The organism is Photobacterium sp. GB-50, assembly GCF_003026755.1.
Classification (GTDB): domain Bacteria; phylum Pseudomonadota; class Gammaproteobacteria; order Enterobacterales; family Vibrionaceae; genus Photobacterium.
Map to the genome: position 1 here is coordinate 20073 of NZ_PYNX01000027.1, position 14920 is coordinate 34992.

General features: G+C 41.1%; 13 protein-coding genes. 12 read left to right on the forward strand and 1 reads right to left on the reverse strand.

Translation table 11 applies throughout. The annotated features are described in order from the left end of the window. Positions 1-30: 30 nt before the first annotated feature. Positions 31-528: a type VI secretion system contractile sheath small subunit gene (gene tssB, locus C9J41_RS20170; protein WP_006644100.1), complete on the reverse strand. Its 498-nt coding sequence runs from the start codon at positions 526-528 to the stop codon at positions 31-33. Positions 529-1495: 967 nt separating this feature from the next. Here tssB and C9J41_RS20175 point away from each other — a divergent pair. The 12 genes from C9J41_RS20175 (at position 1496) to C9J41_RS20230 (ending at position 14898) form a co-directional block, all read left to right on the forward strand. Continuing rightward, complete coding sequence (locus C9J41_RS20175) at positions 1496-2014, forward strand: Hcp family type VI secretion system effector (protein ID WP_005365509.1); 519 nt, start codon at positions 1496-1498, stop codon at positions 2012-2014. A gap of 112 nt (positions 2015-2126) precedes the next feature. Further along, positions 2127-4193 carry a type VI secretion system tip protein VgrG gene (locus C9J41_RS20180; RefSeq protein WP_107294940.1) on the forward strand — a complete coding sequence of 689 codons (2067 nt, stop codon included), beginning with the start codon at positions 2127-2129 and terminating at the stop codon, positions 4191-4193. Beyond that, positions 4193-5044, forward strand: coding sequence for a DUF4123 domain-containing protein (locus C9J41_RS20185; protein ID WP_107294941.1), 852 nt, complete (start codon positions 4193-4195; stop codon positions 5042-5044). Before C9J41_RS20180 ends, C9J41_RS20185 begins: the two co-directional genes overlap by 1 nt. Next, the gene (locus C9J41_RS20190; protein WP_107294942.1) at positions 5034-8450 is read left to right on the forward strand and encodes a toxin VasX; all 3417 of its coding nucleotides are present in this window, start codon (positions 5034-5036) and stop codon (positions 8448-8450) included. The genes C9J41_RS20185 and C9J41_RS20190 overlap by 11 nt, the downstream gene beginning before the upstream one ends. 2 nt (positions 8451-8452) lie before the next feature. Beyond that, positions 8453-9409, forward strand: coding sequence for a hypothetical protein (locus C9J41_RS20195; RefSeq protein ID WP_107294943.1), 957 nt, complete (start codon positions 8453-8455; stop codon positions 9407-9409). A 138-nt stretch (positions 9410-9547) separates the two neighbouring features. Next, a complete protein-coding gene (locus C9J41_RS20200; protein WP_107291486.1) occupies positions 9548-10504 on the forward strand; it encodes a hypothetical protein in 957 nt (318 codons plus the stop codon). Between the two features lie 138 nt (positions 10505-10642). After that, on the forward strand, positions 10643-10876 hold the full coding sequence (locus C9J41_RS20205) for a hypothetical protein (protein ID WP_199187183.1): 234 nt from the start codon (positions 10643-10645) through the stop codon (positions 10874-10876). Next, positions 10877-11617, forward strand: coding sequence for a DUF2931 family protein (locus C9J41_RS20210; protein ID WP_107288184.1), 741 nt, complete (start codon positions 10877-10879; stop codon positions 11615-11617). Positions 11618-11697: 80 nt separating this feature from the next. Further along, the gene (locus C9J41_RS20215; protein WP_107288183.1) at positions 11698-12435 is read left to right on the forward strand and encodes a DUF2931 family protein; all 738 of its coding nucleotides are present in this window, start codon (positions 11698-11700) and stop codon (positions 12433-12435) included. An 81-nt stretch (positions 12436-12516) separates the two neighbouring features. Then, positions 12517-13260 carry a DUF2931 family protein gene (locus tag C9J41_RS20220; RefSeq protein WP_107262337.1) on the forward strand — a complete coding sequence of 248 codons (744 nt, stop codon included), beginning with the start codon at positions 12517-12519 and terminating at the stop codon, positions 13258-13260. Between the two features lie 81 nt (positions 13261-13341). Beyond that, positions 13342-14079, forward strand: a complete 738-nt coding sequence (locus tag C9J41_RS20225; RefSeq protein WP_107262335.1) for a DUF2931 family protein — start codon at positions 13342-13344, stop codon at positions 14077-14079. 81 nt (positions 14080-14160) lie between these two features. Then, positions 14161-14898, forward strand: coding sequence for a DUF2931 family protein (locus tag C9J41_RS20230; RefSeq protein WP_107294944.1), 738 nt, complete (start codon positions 14161-14163; stop codon positions 14896-14898). The last annotated feature ends 22 nt before the right edge of the window (positions 14899-14920 follow it).

Genomic DNA, 14920 nt, shown 5'->3' on the forward strand with positions numbered 1-14920 from the left:
TCTCTTAAAATTAAAGCCAAAAGGAAATTACTATTTCTCACCTTCGCCACTAACAAGTTGTAACTCGTTAAGTAGCTTTTCACGTGACTCGTCAGATTCAATTAGTTCTTGAAGACGAGAACGAAATGCTGGAATATTTCCAAGTGGTCCTTTTAAAGCAACTAATGCTTCTCTTAATTCAATCAGTTTTTTTAATTCTGGAACTTGTTGGCTGATTGCATCAGGAGAAAAATCATTAAGACTTTTAATTGAAAGATTAATTGATAAGTCAGAATCATCGTCTGAAAGTTTGTTTTTCACAGAAGTTGTCAACGATAATTTACTTTCGCGCATAACCGATTCAAAGTTATTTTTATCAACTGAAACGGCTTTACGCTCTTCTATAGGTTTATCTTCCCCATCACCTTTAAATTCACCCACAACAAGTGTTTTTAATGGTAGCTCTACTTCAGATTGAACATCACCTTTGTGAGGAACGTATTTAATATTAATACGTTCTTTAGGTGCGACGGTGCCTTCTTTAGACATTTTAAACCCCGTTATTTTTATTATTTACAACGAATAGATAAACCAGCAGATTTAACATCTTTAACAAATTAAAAATGAAAATGTTATTTTTAATTAAATATGCTTTATTATTTATATTATTTCCTAACCAACAAAAATGCTTCTAGATAACAAATATTGCTTGCAGTGAATTAAATAGTAATTACCGTTGCATATCAAGCAATATTGTATAGATTTTGAGACACTAAAATCTATTAATACATACAAATAAGAATTTTAATAAATTCAAACGCAACATAAAAAACTATTGATTCCATAACCTTAAACCCAGCATTAACATATTAACGCTAAACTCCAGACTAAAATGCTATGTTTTTTTAAAATATTGAATAAATTAAAAAACCAAATATATGTGATAGCCTTCCCAAAAAACAAACTCCCATATAAAAAATTCAGTATAAAAATGTGCTTCATTCTATTAATAATTTAGAGAGCCTAATTAATATAATAGAATAAAGGATATGATTTTAATAATACTAGGCCCTTTCTCACTAATAAGAATATTGTAAATAAAAAATTTAAAGCAATACCTGATATTTAACATTCGGGCAAGATCTTGCCCGCTTCGTTATTAACAGACTCCATTAAAAAAGAGATTGTTAAATAAACTTTATTATTTACATTTTACTAACCATATCTATTGCGCGTTTTTTATTTTTTAGCCATTTTTTTAAGCCCTTAATCATTGCTTATTCAGATGACAAATCATTACCAATAAAAATTCTTTAATCACGAAAGTAAGCAAGATCTTGCCCAAATCGAGCAATAAGTTGCCCAGCCGGGCAAGATCTTGCTCGATATATACTAGCGTAAAAACGCAAAACCCATACTTATCAGCAACTTAAAAACTGGCACACTTCCTGCTTTAACAGCACGTCATCACAGCATAGGCTGTGTCATTTACTCCATCATAAAATAGGATACTAAGATGCCAACTCCTTGTTATATCGCGATCCAAGGCCAAACTCAGGGTAATATTACAGCCGGTGCATTCACGCCTGATTCTGTCGGTAACATCTATGTTGAAGGTCACGAAGACCAAATGCTTGTTCAAGAATTCAAGCACGTTGTTACTGTTCCTACAGACCCACAATCAGGTCAGCCTTCAGGTCAACGTGTTCACAAGCCATTTAAATTTACCGTGGCACTGAACAAAGCCGTTCCTCTGATGTACAACTCATTGGCATCAGGTGAAATGCTACCGTCTGTAGAGCTAAAGTGGTACCGCACATCGGTTGAAGGTAAACAAGAGCACTACTTCACTACAACGCTGACCGATGCAACGATTGTTGATATCAACACCCACATGCCACACTGCCAAGATTCATCAAAAGAAGACTTCACTCAGCTTATCGAAGTATCAATGGCTTACCGTGCAATTAACTGGGATCACACGGTATCTGGCACATCTGGTGCTGATGACTGGCGTGCACCGCTAGAAGCGTAATAGCACTCTACTCTATATCAGCCTACACACCTGTGTAGGCTGCTTTTCGTTTATGCCTTTGCTAAATACGCCGCAAGGCCAACGTTAGCAAAGGTTTAATCACGAGGTCAGTATGGCAACAAAAACGGGTTTGCAATTTACATTTGAAGTCGATGGGCTAGATGCTGATGCCTTTGCCGTCACACAATTTTCAGGCACTGATAGCCTGTCTTTGCCTTTCGCCTTTACCATTGACTTAGCCAGTCGTCACCCCGCCTATACGCCGCAAGAAACCGTCGATAACACGGCCACGCTCACGGTCTGGCGAGACGGTGAACAGCAACAGCAATGGCATGGCATTATTCGACGTTTTACCCAGGGTGACACAGGCCATCACCACACCTTGTATCAGGTGGAATTTGTACCGCCAGCAGCCCGCCTCGCGTTGCGCCATAATAGCCGTATCTTTCAAACACAAACGGTGCCTGAAATTATCTCGGTGATATTACAAGAATTAGGGATTACCGATGTTGATTTCGTTTTAACGCGAGATTACGTGCAGCGTGAATATTGCGTCCAGTACCGTGAAACAGATTTAGCCTTTATCGACCGCATTGCCGCAGAAGAAGGCCTGTTTTACAGCTTTGTCCATCATAACAAAAAGAATACCCTGCGCTTTTCTGATGACACCCAAAGTGCCGCTCGACTGACGGCACCACTGCCTTATAACAGCCGCAGTGGTGGGCAAAGTGGCGTGCCTTTTGTGCGCACCTTTGCTCGCCATACGCAAATGCGCCCATCGTCTGCGCAACTCAAAGATTACAGTTTTAAAAAGCCGGCTTATAGCTTCTTACAAACAGCCAATGCGAAAGAAGCCGATTACCAGCAAGCCAATTACGAACATTACGATTACCCTGGGCGTTACAAAGACGATGCCAGCGGTAAGCCGTTTACTTCTTTTCGACTCGAATCATTACGTCGTGATGCCAATACAGCCTACGGTGAAAGTAACACCCATGGCTTAGTGGCTGGGGTGAACTTTGCCTTGCAAGAGCACGATGATGAGCAATGTAATGACGAATGGCTCGTGGTGGCGGTTAACCATGTGGGCACGCAACCACAGGCATTAGAAGAGGCTGGCGGACAAGGTGTAACCACCTATAACAATGATTTTATTGTGATACCCGGTCATCGCCCATGGCGAGCCCCCTACACGGCTAAGCCTCGTGTAGACGGCCCACAAATTGCGATGGTGGTGGGCCCTGAAGGCGAAGAGATTTACTGTGATGAATACGGTCGCGTGAAAGTCCAGTTCCCATGGGACAGATACAGTAACAGTGATGATAATGCGAGTTGCTGGATACGTGTCTCCCAAGGTTGGGCGGGGAGCCAATATGGCATGGTCGCACTGCCGCGTATTGGTCACGAGGTCATTGTTAGTTTCTTAGAAGGTGACCCAGACCAACCGATTATCACAGGCCGTACTTACCATGCGACCAACAAGCCCCCTTACCCGTTACCGGCGAATAAAACCCGCACGGTATTGCGCACGGAAACGCACCAAGGTGATGGCTATAACGAGCTGCGCTTTGAAGACCAGGCAGGCAAAGAAGAAATCTATGTTCACGCGCAAAAAGACGTGAACATGTTGGTGGAAAACGATCGCAAAGACGACATCAAACACGATTTACACCTAGATGTAGACAATGAACGCTTCACCCACATTAAAACCCACGATCACCTAACCGTCGACGGTGAAAGCCGTACCCATGTAAAAGCCGATCAAACTGTCGCGGTTGATGGCAGCTTACACATGAAACAGGGCCAAGCATTATTGGTGGATGCAGGAAATGAAGTGCATTTGAAAGGCGGCACAAAAGTGGTGATAGAAGCCGGCGCAGAGCTGACCTTAAAAGCCGGCGGCAGCTTTATCAAAATCGACGCATCCGGTGTATCGCTCTCAGGAGCAGCCGTTAACATCAATGCAGGTGGCAGTGCGGGCAGTGGTACGGGATATGGCGGTATTGCTCCAATGTTGCCCGGTGCCGTAGAGCCAGCCCAAACGATTAGCGTCGTTACTCCGGCTCTTAGAGCTAAGTTACTCACCGCACACGCGGCGAATGTTGCGCTAACTGAAGTGTGCCAAAAGCAACAAGACGGTTCATGCCCTCTATCTGACTGTCCATGTGGTAATAACTAATGAATATGCCTACATTTTTAACCCAAAATACTCAAGATAGTGAAGAGCAATGGTATTTTTTAGCTCACTATTCGCAGCAGTTAACAAAACATATCGTTAACTATGGCGATAGCCACAATCTCTATCAAGGCACCGACTTAAATGATGCGAAAGACTTAAGTCCAATCCTTATCACTATCAATAATGATCAACGCTCTGCATTACTGAATGATATTGAATGTGAACGCTTAAAAGGCTTAATGCTAGCAACGAAAAAAACAGTGCAATTAACGATTTTAATGCAGCAATTAAGACAACGCCTCTTCGTCAAATTTGATAAGGAGCGAAAAGCGATCTTCCATTTTCAAAACCCTCGGGTTGCCAGTCACTTTTTTCGTCAATCATTGGCGCAAGACACTCATGCGTGGATGGGAAATATAAAAAAATTAGCGTGGTTAGATAACGTTCCTTGGGGGAGCCAACAATGGGAAATGATAGAGAACAACAGCCTGAATCTGTCACAAGATGCGTCGAAAACATGGCTACTGACCCCATCTCAAGAAAATGCGTTATTAAATACGATTGATGACAGCACAATCAGTTATTTTTTTGAATGCTTCCCTGAGCACTATACCCAACCGCAGGATTGGCGCTGGTGTTACGACATCCTTAACTATGGTGCTTTATTTTCCCTAGAGCACATCGACGATTTTAAAACATTCTTAGCACTCTCTTTTGAGTTCCGACCTTTTACTATAAGCGTACTCAAAAACCAGCATGAGCAATCTATCTCATTAAACCAAAGTGCAACACTCCAAGGGTACCAAATAGCATTGCAAAGCATGCAGGAGAACACTATTCATGGCCAATAAAAAGAGCCTCAGCCAAGGCGTTGCCTGTGATGGCAAAAAGATCTTCATTGAAGTATCAGGTATCAATCATGCCAAACCCTACGGCTTTGAGTTTTTTGATCCCGATAATAATAACAACCTGAATAAAGATAAACTTGAAACGACAGAGACATTTGATGCAACGACCGTTTACAGTTGGGATTGGAGTAAAGAAAAAAACACAATCGATGTAAACTTACACCTTCAAGGTGATGAAGGCGCAATCACCTTACCTCTGTTTGTCAACGCGAAGCCAACACCGTGTCAAAATGACGAACAAGCCTATAAATTAATGGCATGCCTACCTTTAATTCATTTACCGGCACTCACATCGAAGAAAGCAGGGATTGCGCCAGTGCGTGCCGGTTTTATTTATATTCACTACCAAGATAAAATTTGGCGCGAAATTCAGATCCATCAGAAAGAAGGTGAACAACCGACCTTTCAAGACGTTGATTTAAGCCAGTACCGTAATGAAAGTGGTGAGTTTGACCTCAATAAAAAAGACAAGAGGAAGCCAACAGGGCCAAAAATGGAAACCCTGTGGCTGCCAGAAAAAGAAAATGGTCAACAGGTAAAAGTCGGCATTGCATTCTCTGAAATGCAGTGGAGCGCGGCACATATCCATTTTACTGAACATGACAAAAAGTATGCTAAAGAGCGCTTTGAGTCCGTTTTCAACGACACGACCCCTGCGATTGACTGTCCCACATTACGCCAGCGTGAAGCCGGTAAAGATTTGATGTTGGCAGATCCGGCTATCGGTAACCAAGATCTCTCGGGTAACACGTTAGCAACGCATGTTCAGCAATTAATCAACCAAGAAGTGGGGTTAGCTAACAGTGACGCTGCCGCGATCAGCGCATTAACTCAGACACAAAAATTTGAAGATGTTTGCCACGATTACTTCTTAAGAGAGTTGGTACTGCGGGCATCTATTGAAAACTCAAACACTGACGCCATCAAAAATGACTGGAAGGCGATACTATCAACCGATTATCTCGCATACGCCAAACAACATAAATACAATACGTTCACATTTAATGATCCGCAGTTTATCCTCTGGCAAAAGTGTGGATTGATTAATGCGATGAGTGCGTATATTCAACAGCTTACACTGTACACCGATAAGCAAAAATATGGCAAGGTCGCACTGGCTGTCAATGAAGTGATATCCCCACTGAGAGATTCAATGGGTAATGAAAACCCATTGAATAAATATCACCAAAACATGGATGCAGCCACCTCCGGAGTATTTAACCGCACCCTACGCCTTTGGGAGCGTCAACTGTTGTCAACGGCTTTTACTACTTGTCAAAAGCAACTAATAGATTGTATTAATGCTCCACTTTATGGCGCGGCATTGAGAGATTTAACCTCATTAGAAGGGATCAATGGTTGGGTTGGCTTTTCACTCGGTTACGATGTCATCGCCGCGCTTGGTCAAGATATCGGTAAACTCGATCCCTACAATAAAGCCGTTTCATCACATGCGAGTAAATCGAAGCTTACTGCTCTACGTTTGATGCAAGATGACAGTACACACCCATGGCACGATATTCTTTTTTTACCCACAGATGCCATTGATAAAAATAAGGCCTATGACAAAACAAAGTACACCGCTTTGAATGATGGTTCAGGCCTTGCGACACCAGAACGATTAGTCGGCATTGCTGAAAAGATACCAACGTTAGATAAAGAGTCCGCAGAGCATCCTGCCATCGCTGCAATTTTTCAGAGTGTTGACCAACCTGAACTCTATGATTTTACCAATTTTAGACGAGCGACCACTGTTGCTGGTGCTATGTTAGCGGGGATATTTGAAACGCTATCGGCATTACTAGACGGCATTTCAACAGGAGAAGTGCAAACTCTCCACTTTAGTCAAGCATTTACCGCAGCAATATCAGTAGGCAAAGTTCTTGATCCTGAAACGCTTGGTGAAATCACAATTAAACCATTTACAGGTTCTGAACTAAAAGGAAAAGTGATTGGCTTCCAATACTTAAATGAATCAAAAGGCTTATCACCGGCTGATACTCCGGCAACAATACGAAGCGGGGAAATTTATGATGAAAACGGAACACTCATTATTTCCTCCAGTAAAAATAAAAGTGGGATGAGTAGTGCCAAGAAAATAGCAGAAATTGAATTAGCGATGGTGCCGGAAAACTCTAAACTGGCGCAACCACTCAACAATAGCGTAACCAACAAAGCAGTAAATTCACCAAGAATCGCTCAAGCCTATCAAAAGCTGCGCGTGCCGCATTTTCTCACTCTGATAGAGCTGATTAATTTAAGAAATGCATGTACAAGCATAGATTTCGAAAATGACAGACTTTATTCAGTTATAAATATCACCTCTGCCATTCTTGATTTGAGTACAGTTGCAACAGAAACCTATCTGTTTATGGTAAAAAGACAAACGTTGCTACGTCAAAAAGCTGAAAAAGAGCTCGCAAAATATAGCTTCACCCTATTTGATACTCATTTCAGTGGTGTGATTACCGTTTTGAGGGCTGCTTCAATAGCAGGAGGTTTTCTTACAGCATCTCTAGCCGCGTGGGACGCAATCCGTGCTTGGAATAAAAATGATAGAGATGCCGCAGTATCTGCAGGGATATTTGCAAGTGGTACCGCCATAGCAACAGTGGCAGGGACATTCTCGACCGCATTTATGGGCGGCCCTGTTGGTTGGTTAGCGATTACGATTGCTCTAGCCGGTGGTCTTGGTTATTTATGGTTAAAAGACACTCCCATGCAAGCATGGTTAGCTAATGGCCCTTTTGGAGCGGAAGGACATCGTTTTGATGGAGAGTATGCCACATTAGAAGATCCCCAATACGCACTAGTCACTTGGCTAAATTTGATTATTGGTATTAAAGTCACTGTTTATCCTAAAGAAAAAGTCAAAGGACAGTTACAGCTAAGCAGTGATATGTTACAACGCATAAAGCAAATACCAACAACACATTTTGTACGTATTAGTACTAACTTGCCGATTGCGCTGAGTGAAAAAAATATCAACCTAAAAGTTGTACCAGCCGTGAAAGAGTCGCTGATCAACCATAAAACAGGCTCTGTCGATACCAAGATTACGTATTCAACGGCACTGCATCCTGTGGGGATCGCTCGTGTTGGTAATAGTTACTTGTACTGTATTAATGCAAAGCAGGTAACTCAAAGAAGCACTACAGGGTGGATTACACAATCAATCTTTGAGGATATCATTTTGGCAAAAGTACGAGTGACGTATCAAGATACGGTATTCCCTCTGCCTTCTTTAGAAAAGGCAATAATAGAAAAGAACAATCACATACCAGCTCCCGCAGTTTTTAGTCGGCATCAAAAAGAGTGGACAGATAATCTTGAAGATACGGTAGGATAACCATGAAAAATACCCCGTACAACTCACAGCACATTCCGCCCCAAGCGCCGGGGAATCGGCAAGGCTTTTGGTCTCAAATGGCCAGAAAAGGTGTGCACTTCCCATTTACTTGCAATAATCATCATGTGTCCAGTAAAGTGTTGCGGTCCCGTAAACCCTCTGAGCTTAGAACGTTAGACCCATCTGAAGGCGGCTACAACGAACGTCAAATTAGAGACATCACATTGCCATGGTGGGGCTTGGTCTATTTTTATGCCGTGACATTCGGAAAATTTATTGCTCTCTATATGATGCCGTTGTTTTTTTTGGTTGCAGGTGTCATGAACCTTGTGGATAGTTCAGGACAAGATGAATACAATCAAATCTATCTAGGCATGGCATGTATTTTAGTGGTGTGTCTACTCATTTGGTGGTCTTTCTCATTTTTTAATGGAAAGTTACCCATTAAAACCTTATTTTCATTAAGCCGAGAAACGGGCATGGTCACACTGTATGGTTTCGGTAATAAGGTGCGATTTAGTCACCCTTTTGTTGAGTTTGATTGCTACCTGACAACATCGCCAACCCCACAAGGTTTTATTAATTATCAACTGTTTCTTGTTCATCGTTATAATGGTTACAAACATGGAGTTCCCATTGGCCGTTTTATTAATGGCTCAAGAGATCTTGATGAATACCAACGCTTATGGAACATGATCCAAGCCTATATGGATGTGAGTCAGCCTTTGCCCGACATTCCAATGAATGAGCCTTTCCGCCATAAAGACAGTGCAACCGTTGCTTATGATAAGGCGCATCATCGAAAGCCAGATTTTTGGTTCAGTATGGATGATGAAGCGTTTGAACAAGCAGTGACGAAAATTGTTGAGAAGCAAAATTCAGAGCCACCATTGGGTGAAGTTATACCGATCCCTACCACTGATTCTATAGCAACCACACCAAACACGGCTTCTGCCTAACGCATAATAAGCACGCCCATCTCGGCGTGCTTTTTTGTGGAGGTCATATCTAATAATCAGGCCAATTATTGCCCAGTCTATTTAACGTGTATTCTCACTCTGGGAATCGTTAACGCCGAAGATAGATTGAAAATAACCATGAAAAACACCCCGTATAACTCTCAGCACATTCCGCCGCAAGCGCCAGCGAATCATAAAGGCTTTTGGTCAAACATGGCCAGAAAAGGTGTACATTTTCCTTTTACTCGTAACAATTATCATGTGCCAATTAAAGAGCTGGTATCACGAAAGTCCTCTGAGCTTAAAATATTTAGTCCGACAGAGCAAAGATACAATGAGCGTCAAATTGATGATATGACCTTTCCCTGGTGGGGGATGATTTATTTTCACTTTGCCTCTATTGCAAAAGTCTTAACATTATATCTGATGCCCTTGGCTTTATTAGTTTGTTTTATGGCAAACATTCTCACTAAAGCTCCACAAAGTGAAGTTAATGCAGCATATATCGGTATAACCTGTATTGAGGTATTGTGTTTTTTACTTTGGAAATCTTTCTCTTTCTTTGGTAGCAAACTGCCGCGAAAACCGTTATTTAGATTAAGTCGAGAAACGGGGATGGTCACGTTATTTGGTCAGGGTGATAAGGTGCGATTTAGTCATCCTTTTATTGAGTTTGATTGCTACCTAACTACATCGCCAACCCCACAAGGAGCTATTAATTACAATCTGTTTCTAGTTCATCGATATAACGGTTACAGATGTGGTGTGCCCATTAGTCGTTTTATTTATGGCTCAAGAGATCTTGATGAATACCAACGCTTATGGAACATGATCCAAGCGTATATGGATGTGAGCCAGCCTTTGCCCGACATTCCAATGAATGAGCCTTTTCGCCATAAAGACAGTACAACCGTTGCTTATGACAAGGCACATAATCGAAAGCCTGACTTTTGGTTCAGTATGGATGATGAAGAGTTTATACAAGCGGCAACGAAAATTATTGAAAAACAAATTTCAGAGCCACCATTAGGAAAAGCGATACCGATCCCTACTACAAACTCTAAAGCAACCACACCAAACACGGCTTCTGCCTAACGCATAATAAGCACGCCCATCTCGGCGTGCTTTTTTATGGAGGTAATATCTCATAATCAGGCCAATTATTGCCCAGTCTATTAAGCGTGTATTCTTACTCTGGAAATCGTTAACGCCGAAGAAAGATTGAAAATAACCATGAAAAATACCCCGTACAACTCACAGCATATTCCGCCGCAAGCGCCGGGGAATCAGCAAGGCTTTTGGTCTCAAATGGCCAGAAAAGGTGTGCACTTTCCGTTTACTCGTAACAATTATCATGTGCCAATTAAAGAGCAGGTATCACGAAAGGCCTCTGAGCTTAAAATATTTAGTCCGACAGAGCAAAGATACAATGAGCGTCAAATATTCGAATGTAAACAAGGACAGTAGATGAAAAAGATCATATCAACCGGAGTACTCTGCCTATTACTGGCTGGTTGTAGCATGATGAATAGAGAACGCGTACCTGATGAAGTTCCGGATTGGACTGTAGCTTATGCTATGCCATCATTTTATCCAGTCAGAGTCACTAAAGCATATGGTATTAACACGCAAGAAGATTGGACCTCTATTTTACACACCCACAGCCAATTTATGACGGTTAGTAACTTCAACCGTATTAAGGGCTTTTTACCTGATTATAATGGTTATGGGTTACCTCTCGCTTTTGCTACTATGGGAGGAGATTCACAAATCCAACCTACCAATCATTTACCCGATAAAGTCGTGCTTTACTGGACATCCCTTTTTGACGCGAAGTTCTATATTACTGAATTAGATGTTACCCAAAAAATGAAAGCGCTGATGTATAAACAACAAAACCATGTTGAGGCTGATGGAATAAACCGAACCTGCTACCAAACGACATTTGATTTTGGTTTCCTACCAAATGGGCAAGTGAAAGTGTGGCTTGAAGGGTGTGGCAAGTATACGTACGTTACTGAGCTATCGCCAACGAGCACACCCGAAACGGACTATAACGGAAATTCATCAACTGCCTACAAGCATGATTATGAAGACGAGTTAAATATTAGAGCTAAAAAGGCTAACGCAACCTTGAGACCTATCCCTTGGGACAAGGTAAATAAGATATATACATCAAAAAAATATATTGTAGATCAGCTTCATTAATATTGTTTACCGCCTCACAAAAACCTGTGAGGCGCTCAATGAAAGAGCTAGATTCAGCATTAATTACACAAGGACAGTAAATGAAAAATATCATATCAACCGGAGTATTCTGCCTATTACTGGCTGGTTGTAGCATGATAAATAGAGAACGCGTACCTGATGAAGTTCCAAATTGGACTGTAGCTTATGCTATGCCATCATTTTATCCAGTCAGAGTCACTAAAGCATATGGTATTAACACGCAAGAAGATTGGACCTCTATTTTACACACCCACAGCCAATTTATGACGGTTAGTGACTTCAACCGTATTAAGGGCTTTTTACCTGATTATAATGGCTATGGATTACCACTCTACTTTACTACGATGGGCGGGTATAGACAAATTCGACCTACCAATCATTTACCCGATAAAGTCGTGCTTTACTGGACATCCCTTTTTAACGCGAAGTTCTATATTACTGAATTAGATGTCACTCCAAAAATGAAAGCGCTGATGTATACACAACAGCATCATGTGGAATCTGACGGAATAAAACGTACTTGCTATCAAAGTCAATTTGATTTTGGCTTTCTACCAAATGGACAAGTGAAAGTGTGGCTAGAAGGGTGTGGCAAGTATACGTACGTTACTGAGCTGTCACCAACTAGCATGCCTGATACTGACTATAATTCAATCACATCGAAACAATATTTCCAAGCAACAGAATATGTAAAAAAAAGAGCTAAAAAGGCTAACGCAACCTTAACGCCTATCCCTTGGGGCAAGGTAAATAAGGTTTATACATCAAAACATTTTACTGTTGACCAGCTTCATTAATATTGACTTCTCGCCTCACAGGTTTCTGTGAGGCGCTCAATGAAAGAGCTAGATTCAGCGTTCATTACACAAGGACAGTAAATGAAAAAGATCATATCAACCGGAGTACTCTGCCTATTACTGGCTGGTTGTAGCATGGTGAATAGAGAACGCGTACCTGATGAAGTTCCGGATTGGACTGTAGCTTATGCTATGCCATCATTTTACCCTGTCAGAATCACTAAAGCATATGGTATTAACACGCAAGAAGATTGGACTTCTATTTTACACACCCACAGCCAATTTATGACTACCAGTGCATTAAAACGTATAAAAGAGTTTTTACCCAACTATGATGGTTATGGGTTACCTCTCGCTTTTGCTACTATGGGAGGAGCTTCACAAATCCAACCTACCAATCATTTACCCGATAAAGTCGTGCTTTACTGGACATCCCTTTTTGACGCGAAGTTCTATATTACTGAATTAAATATCACCCCAAAAATGAAGGCGCTGGCTTATAAAAAGCAAAGTTACACTAGACCAGAAGATGGAAGGCGTAAAACTTGTTACCAAACGACATTTGATTTTGGCTTCTTACCAAATGGGCAAGTGAAAGTGTGGCTTGAAGGGTGTGGCAAGTATACGTACGTTACTGAACTGTCACCAACGAGCACACCCGAAACGGACTATAACGGAAATTCATCAACTGCCTACAAGCATGATTATGAAGACGAGTTAAATATTAGAGCTAAAAAGGCTAACGCAACCTTGAGACCTATCCCTTGGGACAAGGTAAATAAGGTTTATACATCAGAGAATTATATTGTAGATCAGCTTCATTAATATTGACTTATCGCCTCACAGGTTTCTGTGAGGCGCTCAATGAAAGAGCTAGATTCAGCATTAATTACACAAGGACAGTAAATGAAAAATATTATATCAACAGGAGTATTCTGCCTATTACTGACTGGTTGTAGCATGGTGAATAGAGAACGCGTACCTGATGAAGTTCCGAATTGGACTGTGGCTTATGCTATGCCATCATTTTATCCAGTCAGAGTCACTAAAGCATATGGTATTAACACGCAAGAAGATTGGACCTCTATTTTACACACCCACAGCCAATTTATGACGGTTAGTGACTTCAACCGTATTAAGGGCTTTTTACCTGATTATAATGGTTATGGGTTACCTCTCGCTACTACTACGATGGGCTGGTATAGACAAATTCAACCTACCAATCATTTACCCGACAAAGTCGTGCTCTATTGGACATCCCTTTTTGACGCCAAGTTCTACATTACTGAATTAGATGTCACACCTAAAGTGAAAGCGCTGATGTATAAACAACAAAACCATGTTGAGGCTGATGGAATAAGGCAAACCTGCTACCAATCGATATTTGATTTTGGTTTCCTACCTAATGGTCAAGTGAAAGTGTGGCTTAAGGGTTGTGGTAAGTATACGTACGTTACTGAATTGTCACCAACAAGTATGCCGGATACTGACTATAATTCAATTACATCAAAACAATATTTCCAAGCAACAGAATATGTAAAAAAAAGAGCTAAAAAGGCTAACGCAACCTTAACGCCTATCCCTTGGGGCAAGGTAAATAAGGTTTATACATCAAAACATTTTACTGTTGACCAGCTTCATTAATATTGACTTCTCGCCTCACAGGTTTCTGTGAGGCGCTCAATGAAAGAGCTAGATTCAGCGTTCATTACACAAGGACAGTAAATGAAAAAGATCATATCAACCGGAGTACTCTGCCTATTACTGGCTGGTTGTAGCATGATAAATAGAGAACGCGTACCTGATGAAGTTCCAAATTGGAGAGTTGGTTATACAATGCCATCACTTTACCCTGTCAGAGTCACTAAAGCATATGGTATAAACTCGCAAGAAGATTGGACTTCTATATTGCATACTCATAGTCAATTTATGACTGTAAGTGCATTAATGCGTGTGAAAGAGTATTTACCCAACTATGATGGTTATGGATTACCACTTCATCTTTTTACAACAGCTAGTTACTCTCAAGTACAATATACAAATCATCTACCCGATAAAGTCGTGCTTTACTGGACATCCCTTTTTGACGCAAAGTTCTACATTACTGAATTAGATGTCACTCCAAAAATGAAAGCGCTGATGTATACACAACAGCATCATGTGGAATCTGACGGAATAAAACGTACTTGCTATCAAAGTCAATTTGATTTTGGTTTCCTACCAAATGGACAAGTGAAAGTGTGGCTAGAAGGATGTGGCAAGTATACGTACGTTACTGAGTTGTCACCAACTAGCATGCCTGATACTGACTATAATTCAATCACATCGAAACAATATTTCCAAGCAACAGAATATGTAAAAAAAAGAGCTAAAAAGGCTAACGCAACCTTAACGCCTATCCCTTGGGACAAGGTAAATAAGATATATACATCAAAAAAATATATTGTAGATCAGCTTCATTAATATTGACTTATCGCCTCACAGA

Coding starts and splice junctions, on each gene's coding strand:
- C9J41_RS20195 (WP_107294943.1), top strand. CDS start 8,453: ATGAAAAATACCCCGTACAACTCACAGCACATTCCGCCCCAAGCGCCG.
- C9J41_RS20220 (WP_107262337.1), top strand. CDS start 12,517: ATGAAAAAGATCATATCAACCGGAGTACTCTGCCTATTACTGGCTGGT.
- C9J41_RS20230 (WP_107294944.1), top strand. CDS start 14,161: ATGAAAAAGATCATATCAACCGGAGTACTCTGCCTATTACTGGCTGGT.
- C9J41_RS20200 (WP_107291486.1), top strand. CDS start 9,548: ATGAAAAACACCCCGTATAACTCTCAGCACATTCCGCCGCAAGCGCCA.
- C9J41_RS20215 (WP_107288183.1), top strand. CDS start 11,698: ATGAAAAATATCATATCAACCGGAGTATTCTGCCTATTACTGGCTGGT.
- tssB (WP_006644100.1), bottom strand. CDS start 528: ATGTCTAAAGAAGGCACCGTCGCACCTAAAGAACGTATTAATATTAAA.
- C9J41_RS20205 (WP_199187183.1), top strand. CDS start 10,643: ATGAAAAATACCCCGTACAACTCACAGCATATTCCGCCGCAAGCGCCG.
- C9J41_RS20185 (WP_107294941.1), top strand. CDS start 4,193: ATGAATATGCCTACATTTTTAACCCAAAATACTCAAGATAGTGAAGAG.
- C9J41_RS20175 (WP_005365509.1), top strand. CDS start 1,496: ATGCCAACTCCTTGTTATATCGCGATCCAAGGCCAAACTCAGGGTAAT.
- C9J41_RS20180 (WP_107294940.1), top strand. CDS start 2,127: ATGGCAACAAAAACGGGTTTGCAATTTACATTTGAAGTCGATGGGCTA.
- C9J41_RS20210 (WP_107288184.1), top strand. CDS start 10,877: ATGAAAAAGATCATATCAACCGGAGTACTCTGCCTATTACTGGCTGGT.
- C9J41_RS20225 (WP_107262335.1), top strand. CDS start 13,342: ATGAAAAATATTATATCAACAGGAGTATTCTGCCTATTACTGACTGGT.
- C9J41_RS20190 (WP_107294942.1), top strand. CDS start 5,034: ATGGCCAATAAAAAGAGCCTCAGCCAAGGCGTTGCCTGTGATGGCAAA.